At 55.1% G+C, this 22564-nt stretch carries 20 protein-coding genes; 15 read left to right on the plus strand and 5 right to left on the minus strand.

Translation table 11 applies throughout. The features are described 5' to 3' along the window. The first annotated feature begins 1 nt into the window (after window position 1). Window positions 2–148 carry a hypothetical protein gene (locus D3P07_RS26915; RefSeq protein WP_182914248.1) on the plus strand — a complete coding sequence of 49 codons (147 nt, stop codon included), beginning with the start codon at window positions 2–4 and terminating at the stop codon, window positions 146–148. 97 nt (window positions 149–245) lie between these two features. Here the strand turns inward: D3P07_RS26915 and D3P07_RS07945 are convergent, their stop codons facing one another. From D3P07_RS07945 to D3P07_RS07955, 3 genes are all read right to left on the minus strand, one after another. Further along, window positions 246–2174, minus strand: a complete 1929-nt coding sequence (locus D3P07_RS07945; RefSeq protein ID WP_259391390.1) for a glycosyl hydrolase family 18 protein — start codon at window positions 2172–2174, stop codon at window positions 246–248. A gap of 167 nt (window positions 2175–2341) precedes the next feature. Further along, window positions 2342–2635 (minus strand): YxcD family protein, encoded by a 294-nt coding sequence (locus D3P07_RS07950; RefSeq protein ID WP_119799651.1) that lies wholly within the window; start codon window positions 2633–2635, stop codon window positions 2342–2344. Next, window positions 2635–3093: a hypothetical protein gene (locus D3P07_RS07955; protein WP_259391391.1), complete on the minus strand. Its 459-nt coding sequence runs from the start codon at window positions 3091–3093 to the stop codon at window positions 2635–2637. The genes D3P07_RS07950 and D3P07_RS07955 overlap by 1 nt, the downstream gene beginning before the upstream one ends. A 136-nt stretch (window positions 3094–3229) precedes the next feature. On the opposite strand from D3P07_RS07955, the gene D3P07_RS07960 reads away from it, so the two are divergent. Then, entirely contained in the window at window positions 3230–3751 is a 522-nt protein-coding gene (locus D3P07_RS07960) for a DUF309 domain-containing protein (protein ID WP_119799652.1), read from the plus strand. Window positions 3752–3837: 86 nt separating this feature from the next. Here the strand turns inward: D3P07_RS07960 and D3P07_RS07965 are convergent, their stop codons facing one another. Together D3P07_RS07965 and D3P07_RS07970 are read right to left on the minus strand one after the other, a co-directional pair. Further along, window positions 3838–4395, minus strand: a complete 558-nt coding sequence (locus tag D3P07_RS07965) for a beta-class carbonic anhydrase (protein ID WP_119799653.1) — start codon at window positions 4393–4395, stop codon at window positions 3838–3840. A gap of 11 nt (window positions 4396–4406) precedes the next feature. Next, entirely contained in the window at window positions 4407–4742 is a 336-nt protein-coding gene (locus D3P07_RS07970; RefSeq protein ID WP_119799654.1) for an iron-sulfur cluster biosynthesis family protein, read from the minus strand. A 127-nt stretch (window positions 4743–4869) separates the two neighbouring features. On the opposite strand from D3P07_RS07970, the gene D3P07_RS07975 reads away from it, so the two are divergent. The 13 genes from D3P07_RS07975 to D3P07_RS08035 all read left to right on the plus strand — a co-directional run bounded on the left by D3P07_RS07975 (window position 4870) and on the right by D3P07_RS08035 (window position 22553). Further along, the gene (locus D3P07_RS07975) at window positions 4870–6384 is read left to right on the plus strand and encodes a carboxypeptidase M32 (RefSeq protein WP_119799655.1); all 1515 of its coding nucleotides are present in this window, start codon (window positions 4870–4872) and stop codon (window positions 6382–6384) included. Window positions 6385–6542: 158 nt separating this feature from the next. Next, entirely contained in the window at window positions 6543–7553 is a 1011-nt protein-coding gene (locus D3P07_RS07980; protein ID WP_119799656.1) for an ABC transporter substrate-binding protein, read from the plus strand. 27 nt (window positions 7554–7580) lie between these two features. Further along, on the plus strand, window positions 7581–8378 hold the full coding sequence (locus tag D3P07_RS07985; protein WP_119799657.1) for an ABC transporter ATP-binding protein: 798 nt from the start codon (window positions 7581–7583) through the stop codon (window positions 8376–8378). 91 nt (window positions 8379–8469) lie between these two features. After that, window positions 8470–9267 (plus strand): ABC transporter permease, encoded by a 798-nt coding sequence (locus D3P07_RS07990; protein WP_119800007.1) that lies wholly within the window; start codon window positions 8470–8472, stop codon window positions 9265–9267. A 43-nt stretch (window positions 9268–9310) separates the two neighbouring features. Further along, on the plus strand, window positions 9311–10300 hold the full coding sequence (locus D3P07_RS07995) for an aromatic acid exporter family protein (protein ID WP_119800008.1): 990 nt from the start codon (window positions 9311–9313) through the stop codon (window positions 10298–10300). 208 nt (window positions 10301–10508) lie between these two features. Further along, entirely contained in the window at window positions 10509–11078 is a 570-nt protein-coding gene (locus tag D3P07_RS08000) for an outer spore coat protein CotE (RefSeq protein WP_119799658.1), read from the plus strand. A gap of 189 nt (window positions 11079–11267) precedes the next feature. Continuing rightward, window positions 11268–12659: a putative amidoligase domain-containing protein gene (locus tag D3P07_RS08005; protein ID WP_119799659.1), complete on the plus strand. Its 1392-nt coding sequence runs from the start codon at window positions 11268–11270 to the stop codon at window positions 12657–12659. Window positions 12660–12932: 273 nt separating this feature from the next. Beyond that, window positions 12933–15632: a DNA mismatch repair protein MutS gene (gene mutS / locus D3P07_RS08010; RefSeq protein ID WP_119799660.1), complete on the plus strand. Its 2700-nt coding sequence runs from the start codon at window positions 12933–12935 to the stop codon at window positions 15630–15632. A 30-nt stretch (window positions 15633–15662) separates the two neighbouring features. Then, window positions 15663–17885: a DNA mismatch repair endonuclease MutL gene (mutL, locus tag D3P07_RS08015; protein ID WP_119799661.1), complete on the plus strand. Its 2223-nt coding sequence runs from the start codon at window positions 15663–15665 to the stop codon at window positions 17883–17885. Then, window positions 17882–18661: a class I SAM-dependent methyltransferase gene (locus D3P07_RS08020; protein ID WP_119799662.1), complete on the plus strand. Its 780-nt coding sequence runs from the start codon at window positions 17882–17884 to the stop codon at window positions 18659–18661. Before mutL ends, D3P07_RS08020 begins: the two co-directional genes overlap by 4 nt. Next, entirely contained in the window at window positions 18654–19676 is a 1023-nt protein-coding gene (miaA, locus tag D3P07_RS08025) for a tRNA (adenosine(37)-N6)-dimethylallyltransferase MiaA (protein ID WP_119799663.1), read from the plus strand. Before D3P07_RS08020 ends, miaA begins: the two co-directional genes overlap by 8 nt. Continuing rightward, on the plus strand, window positions 19673–19918 hold the full coding sequence (gene hfq, locus D3P07_RS08030; protein WP_116044566.1) for an RNA chaperone Hfq: 246 nt from the start codon (window positions 19673–19675) through the stop codon (window positions 19916–19918). Before miaA ends, hfq begins: the two co-directional genes overlap by 4 nt. Before the next feature lie 148 nt (window positions 19919–20066). Further along, window positions 20067–22553 carry a transglycosylase domain-containing protein gene (locus D3P07_RS08035; protein WP_119799664.1) on the plus strand — a complete coding sequence of 829 codons (2487 nt, stop codon included), beginning with the start codon at window positions 20067–20069 and terminating at the stop codon, window positions 22551–22553. Window positions 22554–22564: the final 11 nt, after the last annotated feature.

A 22564-nucleotide genomic window follows, 5' to 3' on the forward strand; every position in this document is an offset into this window, starting at 1 on the left:
TGTGCTATCGACGATCGGACAGATGCCTTCAATATTAAGCTTCGTATGCGCCGCACTGACGGTCATCATCCCGCTTGTCTTCAATGCCGTCACCAGGAGCTTGAAGGAGCATGGCGAACCGCCGTGGAAACGGAAGAGAAGGGGATAAGCATACAAGCATACAAGCATACAAGCATACAAGCCCTGAGCCGGAGTAACCGGTTCAGGGCTTGTATGCTGCATCAGCTTACGCATTCTGCATGTGTTTACTTGGCTCTAAGCATCTTCGTCCAGAGCTCTGCATCCTCGTAGCCAAGCCGCCATGCGGCGACGCCTGCGAGATCGTATTTCTTGGCAATCGCCATTCGGGCGAGTACAGTATCATGCGTCTCTGCCCAGAAGACATGCGTATAGCCGTCTTTGCTATACGTATACTTCCACTGGCCGGATACGGCATCGAATTCGCCTTTGGCGCCGGTGTCGGCAATCAGCTTAGGCAGCTCCTTCATAAAGATGGCGCGATTATCGACCAGCTTGCCGTCTGGCGCGATCCGCCACTCTCTGACGTAGAACGGCATGCCCAGCATTAGCTTGCTGCGAGGAATACCGTAGTCAAGGTATTGCTTAACGCCTTCCTCGACCCACTTCAAACCCGCAACGGAGCCTGGTTTGTCACTGCCTTTCCAATGCTCGTCATAAGCCATGATGATGACGGTATCCACGATTGCGCCGATAGCCGCATGATCGTAGGCCGTCAGGTGGTTCCAGCTTACACTGCCGCGTGGAAGATCAATCGACACTTTCAGCCCTTTGGCATGCGCCGCAGCTGTCAGCTTCTTCACGAAAGCGGTATAGGCTGCCCGATCGGCGCCAGCCACTTCCTCGAAGTCGATATTGATGCCGTATACGCCAAGCTCTGAGGAACGCTTGACAAGCGCATCGATAAACTTCTGCTGAGCGGCAGCATTCTTCAAGAACGCGGTCGTCATCTTCCGGTCGAAGCCGTTATGAAGCAGCGGCGTGACCAGAATGCCTTTCTCCTTCAAGGCTTTGACAACAGCAGGATCGGACATATCTTTCATTGTGCCGTCAGCGGCAGTCAGCTCGAACCAGGTCGGCGAGTCGATCGTCAAGCCTTGCGTATTGGCTACATGGTTCATAATCGTGGAGCTGGCGCTGCTGCCGTTCCAGCCTAGAATCTGGAGCGACTTGATATTGTTCCACAGTGCGCGTCCGTCGAGTGTGCGAATCGTAATGTTGGCATAGTATTTCGCATAGGAGAGCGCTGAGTCAATCTGATGGAACGTCTTGATCTTCCGGTCTCCTTGGAAGACCTCCAGGTACGGATAGCTCGACCATAGCGCTGCGCCATTCTGCAGCACTTCCGCATTCGCTAGCGTCTTGGCATATTTGACGGCAGCGTCCAGGCTGATATAGCTCTTGATAAGCTTGCCGTTCTGTCTAACCTCAAATGCCGGAACGTTGGAATGCACAACCTCATTCCGTACCGTATTCACTACCTGGCTGTTCGGGATGTCGGCCGAGGCCGCAATCGCGTTCTTCAGGAAGGAGTACAGCTTGGCATCCGCTACAGGCTCGCCGTTCACCACGAGCTGGTAGACGGCTGCTGCCGAGCCTTGAGCCTTCACTTGGGCTGCAGTCAGGTTATCCCAGATCCACTTGTTCGCAGACAGGTCGATAATATGCGCATTGCCCCATTTTGCCGCTTCCTTCTTGGCTTGATCAAGCGTATGGAAGGACCAATTCGGCAACGTTTTGTCACCCTGGTAGAGTTGATATCGCGGATAGGATTCATAGACCCAGCCTACATTTTGCAGATCGCGGATATGTACGTCCTTCAGGGTTTTGGCTACGTTCAGCGCTTCCTGATAGGTGCGGAATTCCAGCTTGCTGTTCGATTCGCCGCGCTGGTACACCTTGTACCTTGGGAAGTTGTTCCATAGCCACTTGCGGTCCGCGATGAGCTCGACATGGCTGTAATTGAAGCTTTGGGCATACCGGATGGCGTCCGCTTCCTTCGCGAATTCCTTGAGCGCCTTGTCATACTGGTAGACCCGATACTTGGTAGCTTGTGCTGCTTCCGCTATATTTGCGCCAGGCGTCAGGAACGACTGGAGCAGCAGGATAAGCGCCACTACCATGCTGATTCGTTTTGCGTTACGTATTAGTACCACACTCCTCTCGCAATCTACTCTATTAGACGCAGAAGGAGAGGGTGGAGTTGCTATACTTATATAATGAAAATAGTGGCAATGGATGAATCGTTCCGATAGCGACTTGCATGACAGGATAAAAAAAGAAGCGGCGCTCGAAAGCGCTGCTTCTTGATGGTGGCTTGGTGCTATTGATCTGCGATATCCGCAAAAAATTCGCCTGCATCCTCGTCAATATCCAGCTTGATATCGGAGCGGAAAACTCTGCGGTTGTGATGCGAATGCATGTATTGCTCAATCGATTCCAGCAAGTTGGATTCAATCAAATATTGGCTGCGGCCAGAAACCCAAAGCTCCGCGGTATAGCCGTATTCTTCGTCCCAGGAGAGCTGCACCTCAATGTCTCCAGGCTGCACGCCTCTGCGCTCGGCGTAGTTCAGGCATACTGCATTTATAATCTCATCGGTGTAGATTCTCACGATTAGTAAGGTCTCCGTTGATCAGGCGTACCATTGTTGTTATTGTTCTTATTCTTGTTGTTGCGAAGGTAAACCCAGGCAACGCGAATGAGCATAATGACCGCAAAGATTGCCAGCACGTTGATCATCAGTCCCAAAATCTCGCCGAAAGCGCCCATGCCGCCGAATAATCCGCCGAACAGCATGCCTGCCAAACCGCCGATCATAAGACCTTTCATCAAGCCGCTGCCGCCGAACAGGCCGCCGGACTTGGCTGCGCCAGTTGTAGCGCCGGTAGTTGCACCCGCTTTTGTACCCGTGCCCGGATTGGACTGATTGACATTGTCCGATTTCTTAGGCGTTTGGGTGAAGCTTTGTTTTGGCGATTTAAAGCCGCCGCCGCGTTTGGCGTCTGCTACTTGTCCGAAACCGAAGCTCAAGAACAGTGTGAGAGCCAGCATTACGAGAATTCCTTTTTTCATTATGATCTTTCTCCTCCTGCTTGGTGATGTGCATAGATTGCTATCATCCTGAAATACGGATAAGATGAAGGAAGGTTTCATTATCTTGAAATTATTTTTTTAATTTTTTTTTGAAAATGGACAGGAGGAAGGCCTAATGGGCAAATACCCTGATGCTTATATTGCGTATCTGGTTGAATTTCATGCAACCCGGGACTACTTCGAATGCCATGAGCTGCTGGAGGAATACTGGAAGGCGCATCCGGATGACGGCATGGGCGATACATGGGTCGGCCTGATTCAGATAGCGGTGGGACAATACCATGAGCGGCGCGGCAACAGGCGCGGAGCCGCCAAAATGTACGAGAGCGCAGATGGAAAGCTTGCGGATGAGCAACTGGTACAGCTTGGTATGGATGCCCGGTCGCTCCGCGTTCAGCTGGAAGAACGCCGCAAGGCTGTAGAGGCCGGCACTCCGTTCAAGGATATCGAGATCAAGCTGACGGATGAGGAGCTGCTCCGATTATGCATGCAAGCCTGTGAAGCGGGCGGATACAGCTGGGGAACGGCTAGTCCGGCGGAGAATCAAGCGCTTATACACCGACATCTTCTTCGCGATCGGACGATGGTTGTTGCTGCGCGAGAGGAAGCCTTACTGAAGAAACGGACGAATACATAGCTGTAATAGTTATCGCTGAAAGAGTAGAAGAGGGAGCGGCCGCGGCCGCTCCCTCTTCTTATGTATAGCATATGGCGGCAAGGCGTCTATTCGCCTTTGTCGACGAGCTCCAGCTCGCCCGTATCGGGATCAATGATCAGGCCATGAACCAGGATGTTGGCAGGAAGAAGCGGATGATTGCGAATGATGCTGACACTGTTCACAACGCTGTCCCTCACATTGTCAAAGCCTCTCAGCCAGCGCAGAAGATTGACCCCGGAATGTTTCAAAGTCTCGATCGTGGACTCCGGAACGCCTCGTTCGGTCATATGTTGAATAATTTCTTGCGGATTAAGGCCTGTCATGCCGCAATTATGATGCCCCACGACGAACACTTCGTCGGCTTGAAGCTCGTATACGGCTACAAGCACGCTTCGCATGACGCTTCCAAAGGGTTGGGTGATTATGCCGCCCGCGGTCTTAATGACTTTGGCATCGCCATTCTTGAGGTTCATTGATTTGGGCAGCAGCTCGGTAAGCCGCGTGTCCATACAGGTTAAAATCACCATTCTTTTGTCGGGAAATTTGCTTGTGGCGTATTGCTCATATGCCTTGGTTGATACGAATTGCTCGTTGTAGCTCAGGATGTCGTCGATTTTGCTCACTTGATTTCCTCCTAGCGTTCGGTTGACTGCAATGGAATGAGGCGCAACTGCGTTGTATAGGTCTGGTTGTCGCTTCGCAAAGAGAAGCTGTTACTTGCCAGATTAAAGTCAACCTTCAGTTGCGGCTCATAAAATACTTCATGTCTGGGCTCATAGAGAAAGGGAAACGGTTCGCCGATCGCTTCCTTATCGTCAACCGTAGCTTCGCGCACCAACTGAAGCGTCGGAACGCCGCTCATCACACAGCCGCAGCCTTCGGTATCGTGGAGCAGCTTAAGCTTAGCCGTGCCGTCCGCTAATAGCGGGGCCAATCGGCTTGCGGCGGATTCTGTAAATGTAATATGCATTGAAAATCTCTCCTTCTCCTGTTGCGAATGCCGGTCATGCAGGTTTAAGATGATTATAAGGAGTGAATACTCCAAGATCAAGCATGCCGGGCGATTGGGTTGCCGGTGAGAGAGGCGGAACATAGAAATGTCGGAAGCAAATGGAACTGTATTGAGCCAATTCAGAGATACCGTACATAAAATTAAAAGCTATGAGGAAGCGCTTGGCGTCCTCTATTGGGATCTGCGTACCGGAGCACCGCGTAATGGGATGGATACAAGGTCGGAATCGATCGGCATCCTCTCTGCCGATATGTTCAAAGTGTCGACCTCGCCAGAGCTTGGCGAGCTGCTGTCGGCGCTGGAAGAGAAAGGCGCCTATGAGGAGCTGTCAGAGATCGACCGCCGCCTCGTGACGGAGACACGCAAGGAATATGACCGCAGCGTGAAGATTCCGCCCAAGCTGTACCAGGAATATGTCGTGCTGGCCTCGCAATCGGAGAACAAATGGGAGGAAGCAAAAGAGAACAACGATTATGCAGGCTTCCAGCCTTATCTGGATAAAGTCATCTCCTATACGAACCAGTTCATTGATCTATGGGGTGTAAAGGAAACCCGTTATGACGTGCTGCTCGATCAGTACGAGCCGGGTATGACGGTCACTCAGCTCGATGGCATATTTGGCGGCTTGCGGGATCAGCTGGTGCCTTTAGCTGCTGCAATCGCAGCTTCGCCGCATCAGCCGGACACATCCTTCTTGCGCCAGACCTTCGGCAAGCCCGCACAGAAAGAATTCAGTCTGTTCATTCTTCAGCAAATGGGCTACAACTTCGAAGCGGGACGGCTTGACGAGAGCGCGCATCCGTTCGCGACCGGGCTGAATCCGGGCGATGTTCGCATTACGACCCGTTACTTGGAGAATGACGTGACCAGTGCGCTATTCGGTACGATTCATGAAGGCGGACATGCGCTCTATGAGCAGAACATCATGCCTGAGCTGACGAATACGACGTTGTGCACAGGTACATCCATGGGCATTCACGAATCGCAGTCGCGCTTCTGGGAAAATGTGATTGGACGCAGCCGTCCATTCTGGGAACGTTACTTCGGTGAATTGCAGAAGCGGTTCCCGGGGCAGCTGGACGTGTCGGTGGACCAGTTCTATAGAGGCAACAATACCGTACAGCCTTCGCTTATTCGTATCGAGGCTGACGAGCTGACGTACAACCTTCATATTATTATCCGCTACGAGATGGAGAAGCTGATCTTCAACGGCGGTGCAAAGGCCTCCGATCTGCCCGCACTCTGGAACGACAAGTATAAGGAGTATCTCGGCATTGCGCCGCCGAATGACGCGGAAGGCGTTCTCCAGGACGTACATTGGTCGGGCGGCGCGTTCGGCTATTTCCCGTCCTATTCACTTGGCAATATGTATGCCGCGCAATTCGCGGATACGATGGAGCGGGAGCTCAACGGCATGTGGTCATTGGTCGGGAAAGGCGATCTGCACCCGATCAAGGATTGGCTGGCGGAGCGCATCTACAAGTACGGCAAGCTTCGCACGCCGTCCGAGCTGGTGCTAGCCGTTACGGGCAAGCCGCTTGATCCGCAATACCTCGTCGATTATTTGACGAAGAAGTACACGGACATCTACAAGTTGTAAATATTGCTATATAATAGTAGAAAGTCGGTTCGCAGCCGTCCCGGGACGTGCGCGGACCGGCTTTTTTGCGTTCGTGTCAACCTTGCTATCACAGCGCTGGCAGCTCCCGCATACGCTGTGGTACATCTATTTTTGCTTATTTGGCGGGAGGTATAGTTATGGGCAAACGTGCATATGGCACGCTGCTGCTTGCATTTATGCTAGCGGCTGCTGTAGCCCTTGCAGGCTGCGGAAAGGGAGATTCGGACAAAAAGCTCATCCGGATCGGAGAAGTGACGAGGTCGCTCTTCTACGCGCCGCAATACGTAGCGATTGAGAAAGGCTTCTTCGAGGAAGAAGGGCTTAAGATTGAATTGACGACGACGCCGGGCGGCGACAAGACGATGACAGCGCTGCTTTCGAATGTGATCGATGTGGCGCTTGTCGGTTCGGAGACGTCGATCTATGTGTATCAGCAAGGCGCTGACGACCCGGTGATCAACTTCGCGCAGCTGACGCAGACGGACGGCACTTTCCTTGTAGCAAGACAGAAAATCGACAACTTTGATTGGAACTCGCTTAAGGGCAGTGTCTTCCTGGGCCAGCGAGTCGGTGGCATGCCGCAGATGGCCGGGGAGTTCGCCATGAAGAAGAACGGCATCGATCCGCACCATGATCTGGAGTTAATTCAGAATGTTGATTTTGCCAATATTCCGGCTGCCTTCTCATCCGGGACTGGCGACTATGTGCAGTTGTTCGAGCCGACGGCATCCATCTTCGAGAAGGAAGGCAGAGGGCATGTCGTCGCTTCCTTCGGCACGGAGAGCGGAATACTGCCGTATACCGTGTTTATGACAAAAGGAAGCTTTATCGAGAAAAACAATAAAGATGTTCAAGCGTTCACGAATGCCGTCTACAAAGCGCAAAATTGGGTTGCCGACCATAGCGCGGAAGAAATTGCCGATGTCGTACTGCCGTACTTTGACAATGTGGACCGCGACATTCTCGTAAGCTCGATCGATCGTTACAAGCAGCAAGGCTCGTTCGCCGCAGACCCGATAGTTGATGAGGCGGAATGGAACAATCTGATCGATGTCATCACATCCGCAGGAGAGCTGGACCAGCGGCCGGAGCATAGTGTCCTGGTGAATACCGAATTCGCCAAGGAAGCTATTGCATCGGTGAAGTAGAATACTCAATTGCGAGGGGGCGATGGAATGAAGGATACTCCGGCGCTGGCGCTGCAGCGGCTCTCTCATGTGTATGTGAATGACAAAGGGGCTTCGCTGGCCGTCGAGGGCATTGACCTCTCTGTAGCGCAAGGAGAGTTCGTCAGTCTTGTCGGACCTAGCGGCTGCGGGAAAACAACATTGCTCAGCTTGCTGGCGGGACTGTTCCCGCCGACGATGGGCGAGGTATTGCTCGGAGGAGAGCGGGTAAGCGGGCCTTCTCCCAAGGTCGGGTATATGCTGCAGCAAGATTATTTGTTCCCGTGGCGCTCCATTAGGGATAATGCCGCTATTGGACTTGAGATTAACGGGAGCAAAACACGCAAGTCGATGGAAGCTGTGGACGGTTGGCTTGCGGAGCTTGGGCTCGGTGATGCCGGCCACCGATATCCGCATGAGCTGTCAGGCGGTATGCGCCAAAGGGTTGCGCTTGCCCGGACGCTTGTAACGGAGCCGGAAGTTCTGCTGCTGGATGAGCCGTTCTCGGCGCTTGATCTTCATATTAAGCTCCAGCTTGAGGACCTGGTAGTGCAGACACTCCGAAAGCTCGGCAAAACCGCAGTCCTCGTCACGCATGATCTCGCGGAGGCTGCAGCGATGAGCGACCGGGTCATCGTGTTGGGCCGCAATCCGGGGCATATCCGCAAGGAAATCAAGGTTCCCGCAGAAATTCGATCGGCCGACCCGATGACGGCGCGCAAGCTGGCGAACTTTCAGCTGCTCTTCGAGGAGCTGTGGTCGGAGCTGGATGCGGTCGACGGTGGTGGAGGTGAAAGCGATGAATGACAGCCATCCGCGCAAAGCACAGAATGAGCAGGGCCATGAGACGGATCACCAGCTGGAATTGTCCGGCATCCAAGAAGATCGTGTGGCATTAATGGATAATCTATATACCAAGCATAAACGCAAATCCCGGTCATTGTCCTGGGGTGTTGCCACGACGCAGCTCACGCTGCTCGTGCTGTTTATCGGATTGTGGGAAGCGGCGGGAAGGAATAAGTGGATCGATCCGCTGCTGTTCAGCTATCCCAGCAAGCTCTTCGATCAGATTCTTAGGACGGCAGCGGACGGATCGCTGTGGCCTCATGTAGGGGCGACAGTTACAGAGACGATAGCGGGCTTCGCGCTGGGTACGATTCTGGGAACGGTCATTGCGGCTCTTCTATGGTGGTTTCCGTTCCTCTCCCGTGTGCTTGATCCTTATCTGGTTGTGTTGAACAGCATGCCTAAGGTTGCATTGGGACCTATATTTATTGTAGGGTTGGGTCCGGGATTCATGTCCATTGTAGCCATCACGCTTTCGGTTACGGTCATTATTACGACCATCAATATTTATAATCGGTTCCGGGAGATCGACTCCGGCTACATTAAGGTCGTTCGCTTGTTCGGAGCGTCACGGCTTCAGCTGTTCCGGCTGGTTATTCTGCCCGGATCGTTTCCCGTCATTATCGCCACACTGAAGGTGAACGTAGGACTCGCTTGGGTCGGCGTGATTGTAGGGGAATTTTTGGTGGCGAGGATCGGCCTCGGTTATCAGATTATATATGGTTTTCAAGTATTCAACTTTACGCTTGTCCTCTCCAGTCTTGTCGTGATCGGCATTGTCGCTACGATGATGTACCAGCTCGTCGCAGCGCTGGAGAAGCGGTTGACGGAGGGCTGGCGGGAACGGTAGGATGATGGAAGGAAATCAATCTACCGGATTAGAGGGCGTCATCATGGGTATTAGAGTAATCAAAACAGCACTTGCGGCAATCGCCGCCATATATACCGCCTATTATTTAGGCTTGGAACCGGCCTTATCGGCAGGCATGCTGGCTATACTCGGCGTTGAGGTGACGCGGAAGAAGGGGCTTAAGAGCGCTTCTGCCCGGTTTGTCGCCTCGGTGCTGGGTCTTTTTTTCGCTTCGCTTATTTTCACGGTATTCGGCTTTCATTATTGGGCAGTAGCCATCTACATACTCGTTTCCTTTCCGATTCTGTCCAGATTTCAGCTCAAGGACGGCATTATTACGAGCGCGGTTATCGTCTTTCATTTGTTCACGCATGGACAAGTCACGGCTTCCTTTCTCGGCAATGAGATCCTGCTGTTGTTCGTCGGCCTCGGCTGGGCGACGGCAATCAACTTCATCTATATGCCCAAAGACGAGAAGGAGCTGCTGGCGGTGCGCTCGCAGCTTGAGCATGCGCTCAGTACGATCTTCCGCGAGATGGCGGCAACACTGCGCGATCCGGCGCATCTGTGGAACGGCTCGGAGCTGCTTGAGGCTCACCGGATCATAGAGGACGGGGCAAAGCGCTCTATCCGCAATGCGGAGAACCGGCTATGGTACCAGGAGCCTTCTTCCTATTGGCCAGGCTACTTCGAGATGCGCAGACAGCAGCTTTATTCCATCCAGCAGATGTTGTCGGAGCTTGCGCTCGTCTATGAGAAATGGCCGCAAGGCGAGCTGATCGCCGAGCTGCTGGAGCGCCTTGCCGGAGATGTCAAATCGGAAGTCTATCAAGGCAAGGCGGAGGGCATGGTATTCGACCTGATGCGTTCGTTTCGGGAGATGGAGCTGCCAAAGACGCGGGAGGAATTCGAGATTCGCGCCGCGCTGCTTACGCTGCTGCATGAGGTGGACCGTTACTTGGCCGTAGCGAAGCGAATGAAGAAAAAACCCGCTCCGGCGGAGGGGGAGAAGAGGAAAAGCGGCTCAAATTAAGGGCCTTATTTCATAATTCGACCGGCGGCTGAATATAGATGTACAGAAAGAATGTTACCGACGGCCTTGCATTCGTTTCCTGCGGGGAATGGCGCTTTGCCGCAGGAGGCATGTAAAATAAATTTCGTTGATTAGACTCGTTTAATCAACAAACGCCTATGACCTGCATACACTTTAATTGAATGATTGTATGGAGGAGGTTAAATCAATGACTATTGCAGATAAACAGCTACAGTGCAGAGAAATTATTACTAAAGCTGTCTGCGGCAAAGGTCGTAAGTTTTCCACTGTAACCCATACCGTTACACCGCCTCACCATCCGACCAGTATTTTGGGCGCATGGATCATCAACCATCAGTATGAAGCGGTTCGTTCGGGCGACGGTATTGAGGTGATCGGTACTTACGATATCAACATTTGGTATTCGTACAACAAAAACTCGCAAACTGATGTAGCCAAGGAATCCGTACAATTCGTCGAAAATGTACCGCTCTCGTATGTAGATCCTAAACATAGGGTTTCCACGGAGGAAGTGTCTGCGGAAGTGCTCCAGGAGCCTAATTGTATCGAAGCGAATATCTCTTCTAACGGATCAAGCGTCATTGTTCGGGTGGAGCGTGAGTTCGCGGTCGAGATGATCGCCGAGACGAAGGTATGTGTAGCGGTTATTCCAGGCGGTTGCGACGACCTGGATGACAAGGATCTGGATTTCAGCCTCGGCGATGACGACGGTGATTACGAGGATCTGGATGCTGACCTGCTAGACGACGAGCTGTAAGGGAATGAACTCTTCCGCGCTGGGAGCGGATAACGCAGTATATGCCGAATGTGCGGCAGATTCGAGGGCGAAAGCCCTCCTTTTTTTTGACCGCAGCCCTTTTTTGGCTAAGACCTGGCAGGCAGACTGGGATGGAGCGGCCATACAGGACGGTTTGATACTAGCTTGAGGAGAAAGAGGCGGTTGGCGATGGCATCGACATGGCTATGGAGAGGGGATGACAGCGAGCTTGCAAGCGTGCAGTCTGCTGAGTCGCAAGAAGGCCATTCTGGCAGTGCAACTGTTGCCGCATGCGCCGGCATGCGTGCAGGGGATGCGGTCATTGTCTCGTCGCTGCGAACGGCAATATCGCTTGATGCGTACAGCGGGGTATGGATTGTGAATGCGGGCGCAGCGCAAGCGGCCAGAATGAGCGCAGAGCAGCGGTTCCGGATATGGAGACAGGCAGGACTGAGCTGCGTCGTGGAAGGAAGCGCTGACGCGAGAATTTATCGTGTGACCGTGCTCAATCTGGAGCCGCATGCCATTCACCGGCTTGTGAATGGCCGATCCCAGTTGCTGACTGCCGAGGGCTGGCCGGAAGCTCCGCAGCTGCGCCGCGTTGCCAGGGTCGCGGTGCGGGCGCTCTATGCGCTTGGGCTGGAGATTGGCGAAGCCGAGGTCACCCTGAGCGACGAGGGACGCGCCGCGATTATGTCGGCATGGCCGCTTGCGGCGGATACACTGCAAGGGGCAGAGCTTGCGAGGCAATTCGCGGCGAAGTATGCCGCCGACATAGCAGGGAAACAGGGTAGGCGACTGCTCATTGGCGCCGATCCCGAATTTGCACTGCTGACGACGGAGGGCAAGCTGGCCCCGGCGTCGCGGTTTTTCGGCGAAGGCGCAAGGGGCGCAGCCGGCGCCGATGCCATGTATATTGGGCGGCGGCTGCTCTACCCCGTCGCCGAGCTGCGGCCCGATCCGGCGGAGACGCCCGCCGCGCTAGCCGCGAATGTGCGGCGGCTGCTTGCGCGCGCCGCCGCCAGGATCGGCGACCAGGAGCTGCGCTGGGTCGCCGGAGCGATGCCCTTGCCGGGGCTGGCGCTCGGCGGGCATATCCATATTAGCGGAGCGCCGCTGACCGGCCGCTTGCTCCGCCTGCTGGATTGCTGCGCGGCATATCCGCTCGCGCTCGTGGAAGACCCCGCCGGGCGGGGCCGCCGTCCCCGCTATGGCGCGCTCGGGGACTTCCGCCCGCAGCCGCATGGCGGGTTCGAGTACCGCACGCTGCCGAGCTGGCTTGTATCCCCGGCAGCGGCCAAGGCCGCGTTCGCGCTTGCGCTGCTGTGCGCGCGGGAAGCGCTGCACATGCCGCGCATTCCCGCGCAGGAGGAGCGCTTCGCGGAGGCTTATTACGCCGGCGACCGCACGGAGCTGGCCGGCTGCCTGGACGCGGTCGCGGAGGCCGTATCCGCGACGGAGAGCTACCCTTCGCTGGCCCGCTATATCGAGCCCTTGTTCGAGTCGGCGCGGCAAGGGAAGACCTGGGATGAAAGCAAGGATATTCGGGGGAAGTGGCGCATTCCTTCTTCTGCCCAATGAGCAGCTTGGGGTGCCGGCAGATCACTCTATTGGGTTATATCTTGCCTGCGGGTTATAGCCTAGACTCCTTCCGATTGGTATAATGAAGAGATGGCTTGCTGCCGAACGGGAGATCCAGCGACAGCGCAAGTATGCGCCGGAGCGGGATTCTGATGCGTTCGGGCAACCTTATCTGATCAGACCGCATAATAGGACAAGCCGCTTGTTGCACGGCGGAGGTTCTTCACGCATACACGCAATTATGATCAAGTACATATCGGGAGGAACGATGAAATGGCCGGTTATACTCCGATGATTCAGCAATACTTGTCCGTAAAAGAGGAAGCGAAGGACGCATTCCTGTTTTTCCGATTGGGCGATTTCTATGAGATGTTTTTTGACGACGCGATCAACGCTTCTCGCGAGCTGGAGATTACGCTTACAGGCAGAGATGGCGGCGGCAGCGCCAAAATTCCGATGTGCGGGGTTCCCTACCATTCCGCTGAGAACTATATTAATCGCCTGATCGAGAAGGGCTACAAAGTTGCCATCTGCGAGCAGGTGGAAGATCCGTCAGCTGCCAAAGGCGTCGTCCGCCGCGAGATCGTCCGCATTGTGACGCCCGGCACGGTCATGGAGGCCAAGTCGCTGGAAGGCAAGTCGAACAACTTTATCGCCTCAGTCGCGGCCGCTGGCGGCATGCTTGGCGTCGCGGCATGCGATCTTTCGACAGGAGAGCTCTATGTCACTTCTTTCCCGGAATCTCCGGCCTCAATGATCGACGAGCTGAATGTGTATGTGCCGTCAGAAGTCGTTGGCGATGAAGCGCTTATCCGTCAATTGTCGGGCGACTCGTCATGGGGCCGCCAGATTCCGCTGACGGAGCGCGGCGCCGTGTCTCGCGAGCGCGTGGCGGCGCAATTCGGCGAGGAGCAGCTTGCAGGCTTGCAGGAAGCGAGGCTGAAGGCGGTAAGCGTCCTGACCGGTTATCTGGAGGAGACGCAGAAGCGCTCGCTTGGTCATGTGACGGCGATCAAATCCTATGAGCCGAATCAATATATGATTCTGGACCACTATACAAGACGCAATCTGGAGCTGACCGAGACGGTGCGCGACCGCAGCAAGAAAGGCTCGCTGCTGTGGCTGCTGGACCGGACAGGCACCTCGATGGGGGCAAGGCTGCTGCGCCGCTGGATTGACAAGCCGCTGCTGAGCCGGAGCGCAATCGATCGTCGGCTCGACGCGGTGGAGACACTGTACCGCGATCTCATTCTGCGGGAAGACGTTCGCGCGGAGCTGTCACCGATCTACGACTTGGAGCGGCTTGTAGGACGCGTCGCGTACGGCAATGCGAATGGGCGCGATCTGAACGCGCTGAGGAGCTCGTTGCGCCGTATCCCGTCTTTGACCGCATTATGCGAGGCATCGGGATCCGTGATACTGCAGGAATTGGTGCAGGATGCCGACGATTGCTCCGATCTGGCGGATATGATCGAGACGGTCATTGTCGAAGAGCCTCCCGTATCCATCCGGGAGGGCGGTTTGATTCGCGCAGGCTACGACGAGTATCTGGATCAGCTCCGCGAAGCGAGCACGAACGGGAAGAAGTGGCTGGCCGAGCTGGAGCGTTCGGAGCGCGAGGCGACGGGCATCAAATCGCTGAAGATCGGCTACAACAAAGTGTTCGGCTATTTCCTGGAAGTGTCTAAAGCCAATCTGTCGATGCTGCCGGAAGGCCGCTACGAGCGGAAGCAGACGCTCGCCAATGCCGAGCGCTTCGTCACACCGGAGCTGAAGGAGAAGGAGAGGCTCATTCTTGAAGCGGAAGACAAGATGGTCGATCTGGAATATGCGAGATTCCTGGAGCTGCGCGATCATATCGCCTTGCATCTGCATCGGCTGCAGCGCGCCGCTTCCATGATTGCGGAGCTGGATGTGTACCAATCGTTCGCCACCGTCAGCGCCGAACGCCGCTATATGCGGCCGAGCATGACGGAGGGATTCGATATAGCAGTAGCAGAGGGACGCCATCCCGTCGTGGAGGCGATGATGGACGGAGAACCGTTCATCGCCAACGACACGCGACTTAGCGCGGAGGAACAGCGCATCCTGCTCATCACGGGTCCGAACATGGCAGGCAAAAGCACCTATATGCGCCAAGCGGCGCTGATTAGCGTGATGGCGCAGATCGGCTGCTTCGTGCCTGCGAAGTCGGCTGTGCTGCCGCTGGTCGACCGCATCTTCACGCGCATCGGCGCGGCGGATGATCTGATCGGCGGCCAGAGCACCTTTATGGTCGAGATGAAGGATATCCAGACGATGACGGAGAAAGCGACGTCCGCGAGTCTGGTTATTATTGACGAGCTTGGCAGAGGAACGTCTACGGGCGAGGGAATGGCGATCGCTCAGGCAGTCATTGAATACGTACATCATCATATCGGGTGTAAAGCGCTGGTCTCGACCCACTTCCACGAGCTTGCGCATCTGGAGGATTCGCTGGCGTCGCTCTCCAACGTGCGCATGGCCGTGGAAGAAAGCGGGGATGACGTGACGTTCCTGCGCAGGCTGATTCCTGGCGCGGCCAGCACAAGCTACGGCATCTATTGCGCTCAGCTGGCGGGACTTCCGAATTCCATCATCGGCAGAGCTTACGAGCTTTTGGATGAGACGGAAGGCAGCGATCATAACAAGCGTTCGTCTCAGAGCGCTGGTGTGCCTCTTGAAGCTGCAGGACGGGGCACTGTGCCTTACAGTCCCGTAGCAACTACGGAGCCGGCAACCATTGCAGAGCCTGGTCCTGTCAAGAGCAGCGCTGTTGTGCAGCTGTCGATGTTCGAGGAGTCCGCGGCGGCAGCGGAGTCGCCGAAGGCGCGCAAGGCATCGGCAAAGGCGGAGCAGCTTGCGGAGGAGCTTCGCAGTCTGGATCTGTTCAATATGACGCCGATGATGGCGATGCAGTGGCTGAATGACAGGAAAGCAAAGCTGAGAGATTAGTGCTGTCCATATTGGAAGGAGCGTGAAGACATGTCGAGAATTAAAGTGCTGGATGAGCAATTGGCGAACCAGATTGCTGCCGGCGAAGTAGTGGAGAGGCCATCCTCCGTCGTCAAGGAGCTTGTGGAGAATGCGATTGACGCAGGCGGCACAGAGATTGATATCGCCATCGAGGAAGGCGGTCTGACGCTGATCCGGGTGACGGACAATGGCGGCGGCATCGAACCAGATGATATCGCGACGGCCTTCCAACGCCATGCGACGAGCAAAATCTCGACGAGCAGCGATTTGTTCCGCATTGCGAGCCTTGGCTTCAGGGGCGAGGCGCTGCCCAGTATCGCAGCGGTCTCCAGGCTGACGTGCATCTCGGCCAATACAGACAGCGGGCTTGCCCGCAAGCTGGTGATCGAAGGCGGTCATGTCACGGCGGACGAGCCCGCCAATGCTCCGCGGGGCACGGACATGAGCGTGCGCGATCTGTTCTACAATACGCCTGCCAGGCTTAAGTATATGAAGTCCATCCAAACGGAGCTTGGCCATATCTCCGATTATATTAATCGTCTGGCGCTTGCACATCCCGGCATTGCCTTTACGTTGAAGCATAATGGCAATGCATTGCTTCGCACGATGGGAACCGGGGACAGGCTGCAGGTCATCGCTGCCATCTATGGCACCAGCGCCGCGAAGGCGATGCTTCCCGTCTCCGGATCGGACGCCGATTATGAACTAACCGGCTTCATATCGAAGCCGGACCTGACCCGGGCGAACCGCAACGGCATTACGGCGGTGGTGAACGGGCGGTATATCCGCAGCCATGCGGTGAATCAATCGCTGCTGCAAGCCTACCATACGCTGCTGCCGATCAACCGCTTTCCGCTTGTTGTGCTGGAGCTTGGCATGCATCCCGGCTTGCTGGATGTGAACGTACATCCTTCGAAGATGGAGGTGCGGTTCAGCAAGGAGACGGAGCTTCGCGCGCTGATCGAGCGAACGGTGAAGGCGGCGCTTGGCGCGCATCGTTACATACCTGGAGCAGCGACGGGGAGCAGCCGCTCCAAGCCCGAGTATGTGCAGGATGCGATTTCGTTCCATATTGCAGACCGAATTGGCGAACAAGCCCAAGGGAATGGGCAGCCAGGTTCGCCGACTTCTGGAGCTGACGCTGCTGCTGCAGCGTCTTCATCTGCCCGTTCCGAGGCGGCTGCATCCGCTTCATTCGGTTCATATTCTCCCGAAACAGAAGGCAAGCAGGCAAGCAGCAAGGATGTGCGCGGTTCAGTCAGGCAAGGAGGCCGTTCCGATCGGCCATCCTGGCAGTCTCAGCCTCCCCATCGGGAGCAGGTGCCGCGGGATGCCGCGGAAAGGCTGTACGCGCCGTCTGCACAGACGCCTGACCCACGTGATGAGGATTGGGCATGGCGGGAAGCCGCTACAGCGTCTTACGGCAACGAGAACCATACAGCGCCTGCAGCAGGGAACGCGGTATCGCCTATTCAAGAGCAGCCCAATCTGTCCCGCGATGAAGCTGTGCAACCAACAATAGGAGAAGCGGACGGAGCTGTTGATTCATCAAGCAACCCGGCGGAAGGAATGCCAACCAAACCGGAGTCTGATGCCGCGTACACGGGTGAGGGGCAAGCCGACGAGATGCCAAGCGCCGTACCCAGCTTCCCGGAGCTGCATTGGATTGGCCAGCATCACGGCACCTATATTGTCGCGCAAGCGGATGACGGACTGTATCTGATCGACCAGCATGCCGCGCATGAACGGATTAATTATGAGTATTACCTTCATAAATTTGGGAATCCTGTTGCTGCAAGCCAAGGGCTTCTCGTCCCTCTGACGCTTGAATTTACGCCGGGGGATGCAGCGCAACTGCGGGACATGACCGACCTGTTCCGCGAGGCGGGTGTCGAGATCGAACCGTTCGGAGCGCAGACCTTCCTCGTCCGCGCCTATCCGGAATGGATGCCGGAGGGCGAGGAGCAATCGCTAATCGAGGAAATGGCGGAGCTGCTCATTGAGGAGCGCAAATCGATCAACGTGACGAAGCTGAGAGAGAAGGCGGCGATTATGTGCGCCTGCAAGGCGTCTATCAAAGCTAATGACCGGATGACAAGAGAAGAAGGCGATACGCTTCTGGCGCGATTGTCGCGCTGCATGCAGCCTTACACTTGTCCGCACGGACGGCCGATTATTGTTCATCTATCCACTTATCAGCTTGAAAAAATGTTCAAACGGGTGATGTCATGATTATTACGACGGCTCCGAGGCCAACACCTAGATCGCTGGAGCAGGCGGGCAAGCTGGCCGCCGAGCTTCAAGCGGATGCGAGACCGCGCAGAGGCATGTCCGTGCGCAAGCTGCTGGAGTTAAGCGGCGATAATCGTGTCATCATCGTTACGGATACCGAGACGCGATATTATGAACACCCGGAGGAGCCGCCGCTGTTCTTTCATCCCAGCATGGCGTTTATCCGGGTGAAGCGGCTGCGCAAGGGCGAAAGCGATCCGCTCATTGGGCTGTCGCGCTGTGAGCCGGGCGATCGCATTATCGATTGCACAGCAGGCATGGCCGCAGATGCCCTTGTCTTCTCGTATGCGGCAGGAGAGAGGGGTGAAGTGATTGCGCTGGAGAGCGAGCCAGTCCTCTGCTCGCTGGTGAGACAAGGATTAAGGCATTACGATACGGGACTGCCGGATGTGAACGATGCGATGAGGCGGATTCAAATGAATTGCAGCAATCATGCCGATTACTTGGCAGCCCAGCCGGACAAGAGTGCAGATATCGTCTACTTTGACCCGATGTTTCGCCAGCCCATCATGGAATCGGCTGCGATAGGCGCCTTTCGCTCGCTTGTCAATATGGATGAGCTGAGCCTGGAAGTTGTCGAACAGGCGAAGCGCGTCGCCAGGAAGACGGTCATCATGAAAGAAAACGGCGTCAGCGATGAATTCATGCGGCTTGGCTTCACGCGAACCCAGTTCAACTCATCGAAAATAGCATACGGAGTGATTACCATTGACTGATCTAACGGGAGTACCGGGGGATCGCGCTGCAGGCAAGCAGCCGCTGCTCGTCCTCATCGGCCCGACAGCTGTCGGAAAGACAGCGCTTAGCCTGAGCATTGCCCGGTCTTGGAACGCGGAGATCATATCCGGCGATTCCATGCAGGTGTACCGGACGATGGATATCGGAACTGCGAAAATAAAAGAAGATGAGCGGCAAGGCGTGCCTCATCACCTAATTGATATACGGGCTCCGGAGGAAGCTTATTCCGCTGCCGACTTTCAAGCGGAGGCGTCCAGCTCCATCGCGGACATCGCCTCTCGGGGCAAGCTGCCGTTCGTAGTTGGCGGTACGGGGCTTTACGTCGAGTCTCTCTGCTATAACTATCAATTCGCCGACAGAGGTTCGGACGAGGTCTTTCGCACGGAGATGGAAGCCTATGCCGAGCGGAACGGAGCGGAGGCGCTTCATCGGAAGCTTGCAGAAGTCGATCCCATTGCGGCCGAGCGGCTGCATCCCAACGATATTCGGCGCGTGATCCGCGCGCTGGAAGTGCATCATACGACAGGACAGTCGTTCTCAGAGCAGCAAGCGGGGCAGAAGAAGGAATCGCCGTACAACCTGGTTCTGATCGGTCTGACGATGGATCGTGCCGAGCTGTATCGCCGGATCGAGCTCCGTATCGACGAGATGCTGAAGGAAGGGCTGGTCGAGGAAGTGGAGCGGCTGCTTGCCCGCAACCTGCCGCCGCATGCTGTGCCGATGCAAGCGCTCGGGTATAAAGAAATCGCCCGTTACTTGCGGGGAGAGTGCAGCTACGAGGCGGCTGTAGAGCTGCTGAAGCGGGATACGCGAAGGTTCGCCAAGCGGCAATTGTCTTGGTTCCGGCACATGCAGGATATCCACTGGTTCGATATGGGGGAAAATTTTCACAACCATTTGCGCTCGATTCATGCTATAATAGCAGGAAAGTTTCAAGATCATCTTGAATATACTTCTAATCAATCTTTTTTAGACGGGGGTAACGTCCAATGAACAAATCAATCAATATTCAAGATACGTTCCTGAACCAGTTGCGAAAGGATAACATTCCGGTTACCGTTTTTTTGATGAATGGTTTTCAAATTCGGGGCGTGATCAAAGCCTTTGATAATTTCACAATCATCATTGACAGCGAAGGCCGTCAGCAGATGGTGTACAAGCATGCAATTTCCACCTTCGTACCGCAACGGAACGTTTCTTTGATGCAGCAGGAACAAAACCCGTCTGAGGGCTAGTTTAGCGGTCAATGTGAAACTTTCTTATAGAGGGATTCGTTTAACTAGATAGCGGCATGCAAGGGCAACCCGCTCTGAGCTGGGTTGCTCTTGCCTTTTCGCGGCAAAGCTGGAAAAAACGAAGCAAGGATGCAGGAGGGGAGTCATCATGGCTGAACAACCTAGGAGAAGAACCACCACCACTACTACGAAAACAAACAAAAAGACAAAGAAAAAGAAACGGATGTCAGGGAAAGCATGGTTTTACGGTCTCTTTTTTACGGCAGTAATTGCCATTGTATGCGGCATTATTGGCTATCTATTAATTGTTCTCAACGGCGAGAGGCTGCTTGAAGAGCATGGAAGCAAGCTGGAGTTCGGTGAAGCATCCATTATCTATGACGTTAACGGCAATGAAATATCCAGGCTATACGATATATTGGATCATCGTGAGGTAGCGGAATTTTCGGAAATTCCTGATTTTATGAAAAACGCAATTGTCGCTACAGAGGATCAGCGGTTCCTGGAGCATTCGGGACTGGATTTCTGGGCGATTGGACGCGCGCTTGTGAAGGACGTCATCGCACGGAGTGCCGTCGAGGGCGGCAGTACGATTACTCAGCAGCTTGCCAAAAACGTATTCTTGTCCGCTGACAAGACGTTTTTCCGCAAAGCGACGGAGGCTTCCATCGCAGTTGCGCTTGAGCAGCAGCTGACCAAGGATGAAATTTTGACGATGTACCTGAACCGGATTTATTTTGGCAAAGGGATTCATGGCATCAAGGCGGCGGCTGAGTTTTATTTTGGCGTAGAGCTTGAAGATATGGAGCTATGGCAAGCCGCGACGCTGGCCGCCATGCCGAAAGCGCCAAACCGGTTCAATCCGCTCATTAATCCGGATGAATCGATGAAGCGCAGAGCTGTTGTCCTTCGTCTGATGCACGATCAAGGCTATATTACGGAACCGGAGATGAAGGAAGCGCAGGCAGTTGTGTATGAGGCTCCGGCGAATCAGAACGATATGAAGAACGGCAAGTACCATGCGTATGCCGACTACGTCTTGGAAGAAGCAATGAAGATTACCGGCTTGTCCGAGGAAGAGCTGCGTGTGAGCGGCTTGCATATCCATACGTCGCTTGATCCGCAAGCTCAGGATACGATGGATAAGGAATTCGCCGATCCATCCAACTTCGAAGAGAGTGCAGACGACCAAATCGTGCAAGGCTCAATGATCATCATTGACCACCGGAATGGCGAGATTAAAGCCATTGCCGGCGGACGCGATTACTCGTCGCGCGGTTGGAACCGCGTGGACAAGTTGCGCCAGCCGGGCTCGGCGATCAAGCCGATTGTCGCCTACGGCCCAGCGCTGGAGTCGGGCAAGTACTTCCCGTGGTCCACGCTGAAGAACGACCAGAAGTGCTTCTCGAACTATTGTCCGCAAGACAGATGGGGTGCTGTTCCTGTCTCGATGACGCAAGCGATGAAGGACTCGCGCAACCTGGCGGCGGTATGGATGCTGAATGAAGTTGGCGTCAAGCAAGGGGCGGCCTTCGCGGAGAAGCTGGGCCTTACGCTGGAGCCTGACGACCGCAACCTCGCGATGGCGCTTGGCGGTCTGACACGCGGCGCATCGCCGCTGCAGATGGCAACGGCCTACAGCATCATGGCGAACGGCGGCAAGTCTGTCGATCCGCATACGATTACGAAGATTACTGGCAAGAAGAACTGGGAATACAAAGCGCCGCCTTCTCAGCAGCTTATGTCGCCGGATACCGCATGGTATTTGACAGAAATGATGCAAGCTGTTGTAGAGAAGGGCGGTACTGGCGTAAGAGCGGCGATCGACCGTCCGGTTGCGGGCAAAACAGGCACGACGCAAGCCGGTATTCCGGGCTACACGGGCAATGGCATCAAAGATGCCTGGTTCGTCGGCTATACGCCGGAGTGGACAGCCGCAGTCTGGATGGGCTACGATAAGACAGATGTAAAACATTTGCTTACCAAAGGCGGGGGACAGTCGGCGGCATTGTTCGCCAAAGTGATGCGTCCAGCGATGAAAGGCGTTGCCAAGGACAGCTTTAAGCGTCCGAGCAACGTGAAGGAAAACAAACCGCCAATGACAATCAAGAACTTTAAGGCGGAACTCTCCGAGGCAGAAGCAAGAGTAATGTTAAGCTGGGATCCGGTGGACGCAAAGGATATCACCTATGAAGTGTACCGGAAAGAAAGCGGCGCAAGCGATTATATCCGCTTCGTGGATACGTTAACGCCATATATTGAGGATATGAGCGTCTTCCCGGGCGTAACCTATGATTATTACGTTGTCGCTTATGATGCTGCGACGAATCAGCGCAGCGAGCCTTCCAATGTCATAACGATCGCCGTGCCGGAGATCGATATCGGCATTCCGGAAATTCCGATGGAGCCGGATAATCCGACGCCTCCTCCAGTGACGCCTCCGGGCGACGGAGACCAAGGCGGGGAGGACGGCAACGGCGGAGAAGATGGCGGCGAAGTGACCGATCCTGGCATGTCTGAGACGCCTGGCGATACGGGCAATGCCGGCGGTGGAGAAGGGGAAGGCGGCCTTATCGAGCCAACGCCGCCTCCTGCCGGCCATGCAGAAGACGGCGTATCGGTAGGCGGACTCTAAGCATATAGCAG

The sequence above is a fragment of the Paenibacillus sp. 1011MAR3C5 genome (assembly GCF_003591485.1).
GTDB lineage: Bacteria > Bacillota > Bacilli > Paenibacillales > Paenibacillaceae > Pristimantibacillus.

Bases quoted from the DNA above. Each gene is read 5' to 3' on its own strand.
- D3P07_RS07975 (WP_119799655.1), top strand. From the start codon at position 4,870: ATGTCGGAAGCAAATGGAACTGTATTGAGCCAATTCAGAGATACCGTA.
- mutL (WP_119799661.1), top strand. From the start codon at position 15,663: ATGTCGAGAATTAAAGTGCTGGATGAGCAATTGGCGAACCAGATTGCT.
- hfq (WP_116044566.1), top strand. From the start codon at position 19,673: ATGAACAAATCAATCAATATTCAAGATACGTTCCTGAACCAGTTGCGA.
- D3P07_RS07970 (WP_119799654.1), bottom strand. From the start codon at position 4,742: ATGCATATTACATTTACAGAATCCGCCGCAAGCCGATTGGCCCCGCTA.
- D3P07_RS07995 (WP_119800008.1), top strand. From the start codon at position 9,311: ATGGGTATTAGAGTAATCAAAACAGCACTTGCGGCAATCGCCGCCATA.
- D3P07_RS08020 (WP_119799662.1), top strand. From the start codon at position 17,882: ATGATTATTACGACGGCTCCGAGGCCAACACCTAGATCGCTGGAGCAG.
- D3P07_RS08000 (WP_119799658.1), top strand. From the start codon at position 10,509: ATGACTATTGCAGATAAACAGCTACAGTGCAGAGAAATTATTACTAAA.
- D3P07_RS07960 (WP_119799652.1), top strand. From the start codon at position 3,230: ATGGGCAAATACCCTGATGCTTATATTGCGTATCTGGTTGAATTTCAT.
- D3P07_RS08035 (WP_119799664.1), top strand. From the start codon at position 20,067: ATGGCTGAACAACCTAGGAGAAGAACCACCACCACTACTACGAAAACA.
- D3P07_RS07985 (WP_119799657.1), top strand. From the start codon at position 7,581: ATGAAGGATACTCCGGCGCTGGCGCTGCAGCGGCTCTCTCATGTGTAT.
- D3P07_RS07955 (WP_259391391.1), bottom strand. From the start codon at position 3,093: ATGAAAAAAGGAATTCTCGTAATGCTGGCTCTCACACTGTTCTTGAGC.
- D3P07_RS07980 (WP_119799656.1), top strand. From the start codon at position 6,543: ATGGGCAAACGTGCATATGGCACGCTGCTGCTTGCATTTATGCTAGCG.
- D3P07_RS08005 (WP_119799659.1), top strand. From the start codon at position 11,268: ATGGCATCGACATGGCTATGGAGAGGGGATGACAGCGAGCTTGCAAGC.
- mutS (WP_119799660.1), top strand. From the start codon at position 12,933: ATGGCCGGTTATACTCCGATGATTCAGCAATACTTGTCCGTAAAAGAG.
- D3P07_RS07990 (WP_119800007.1), top strand. From the start codon at position 8,470: ATGGATAATCTATATACCAAGCATAAACGCAAATCCCGGTCATTGTCC.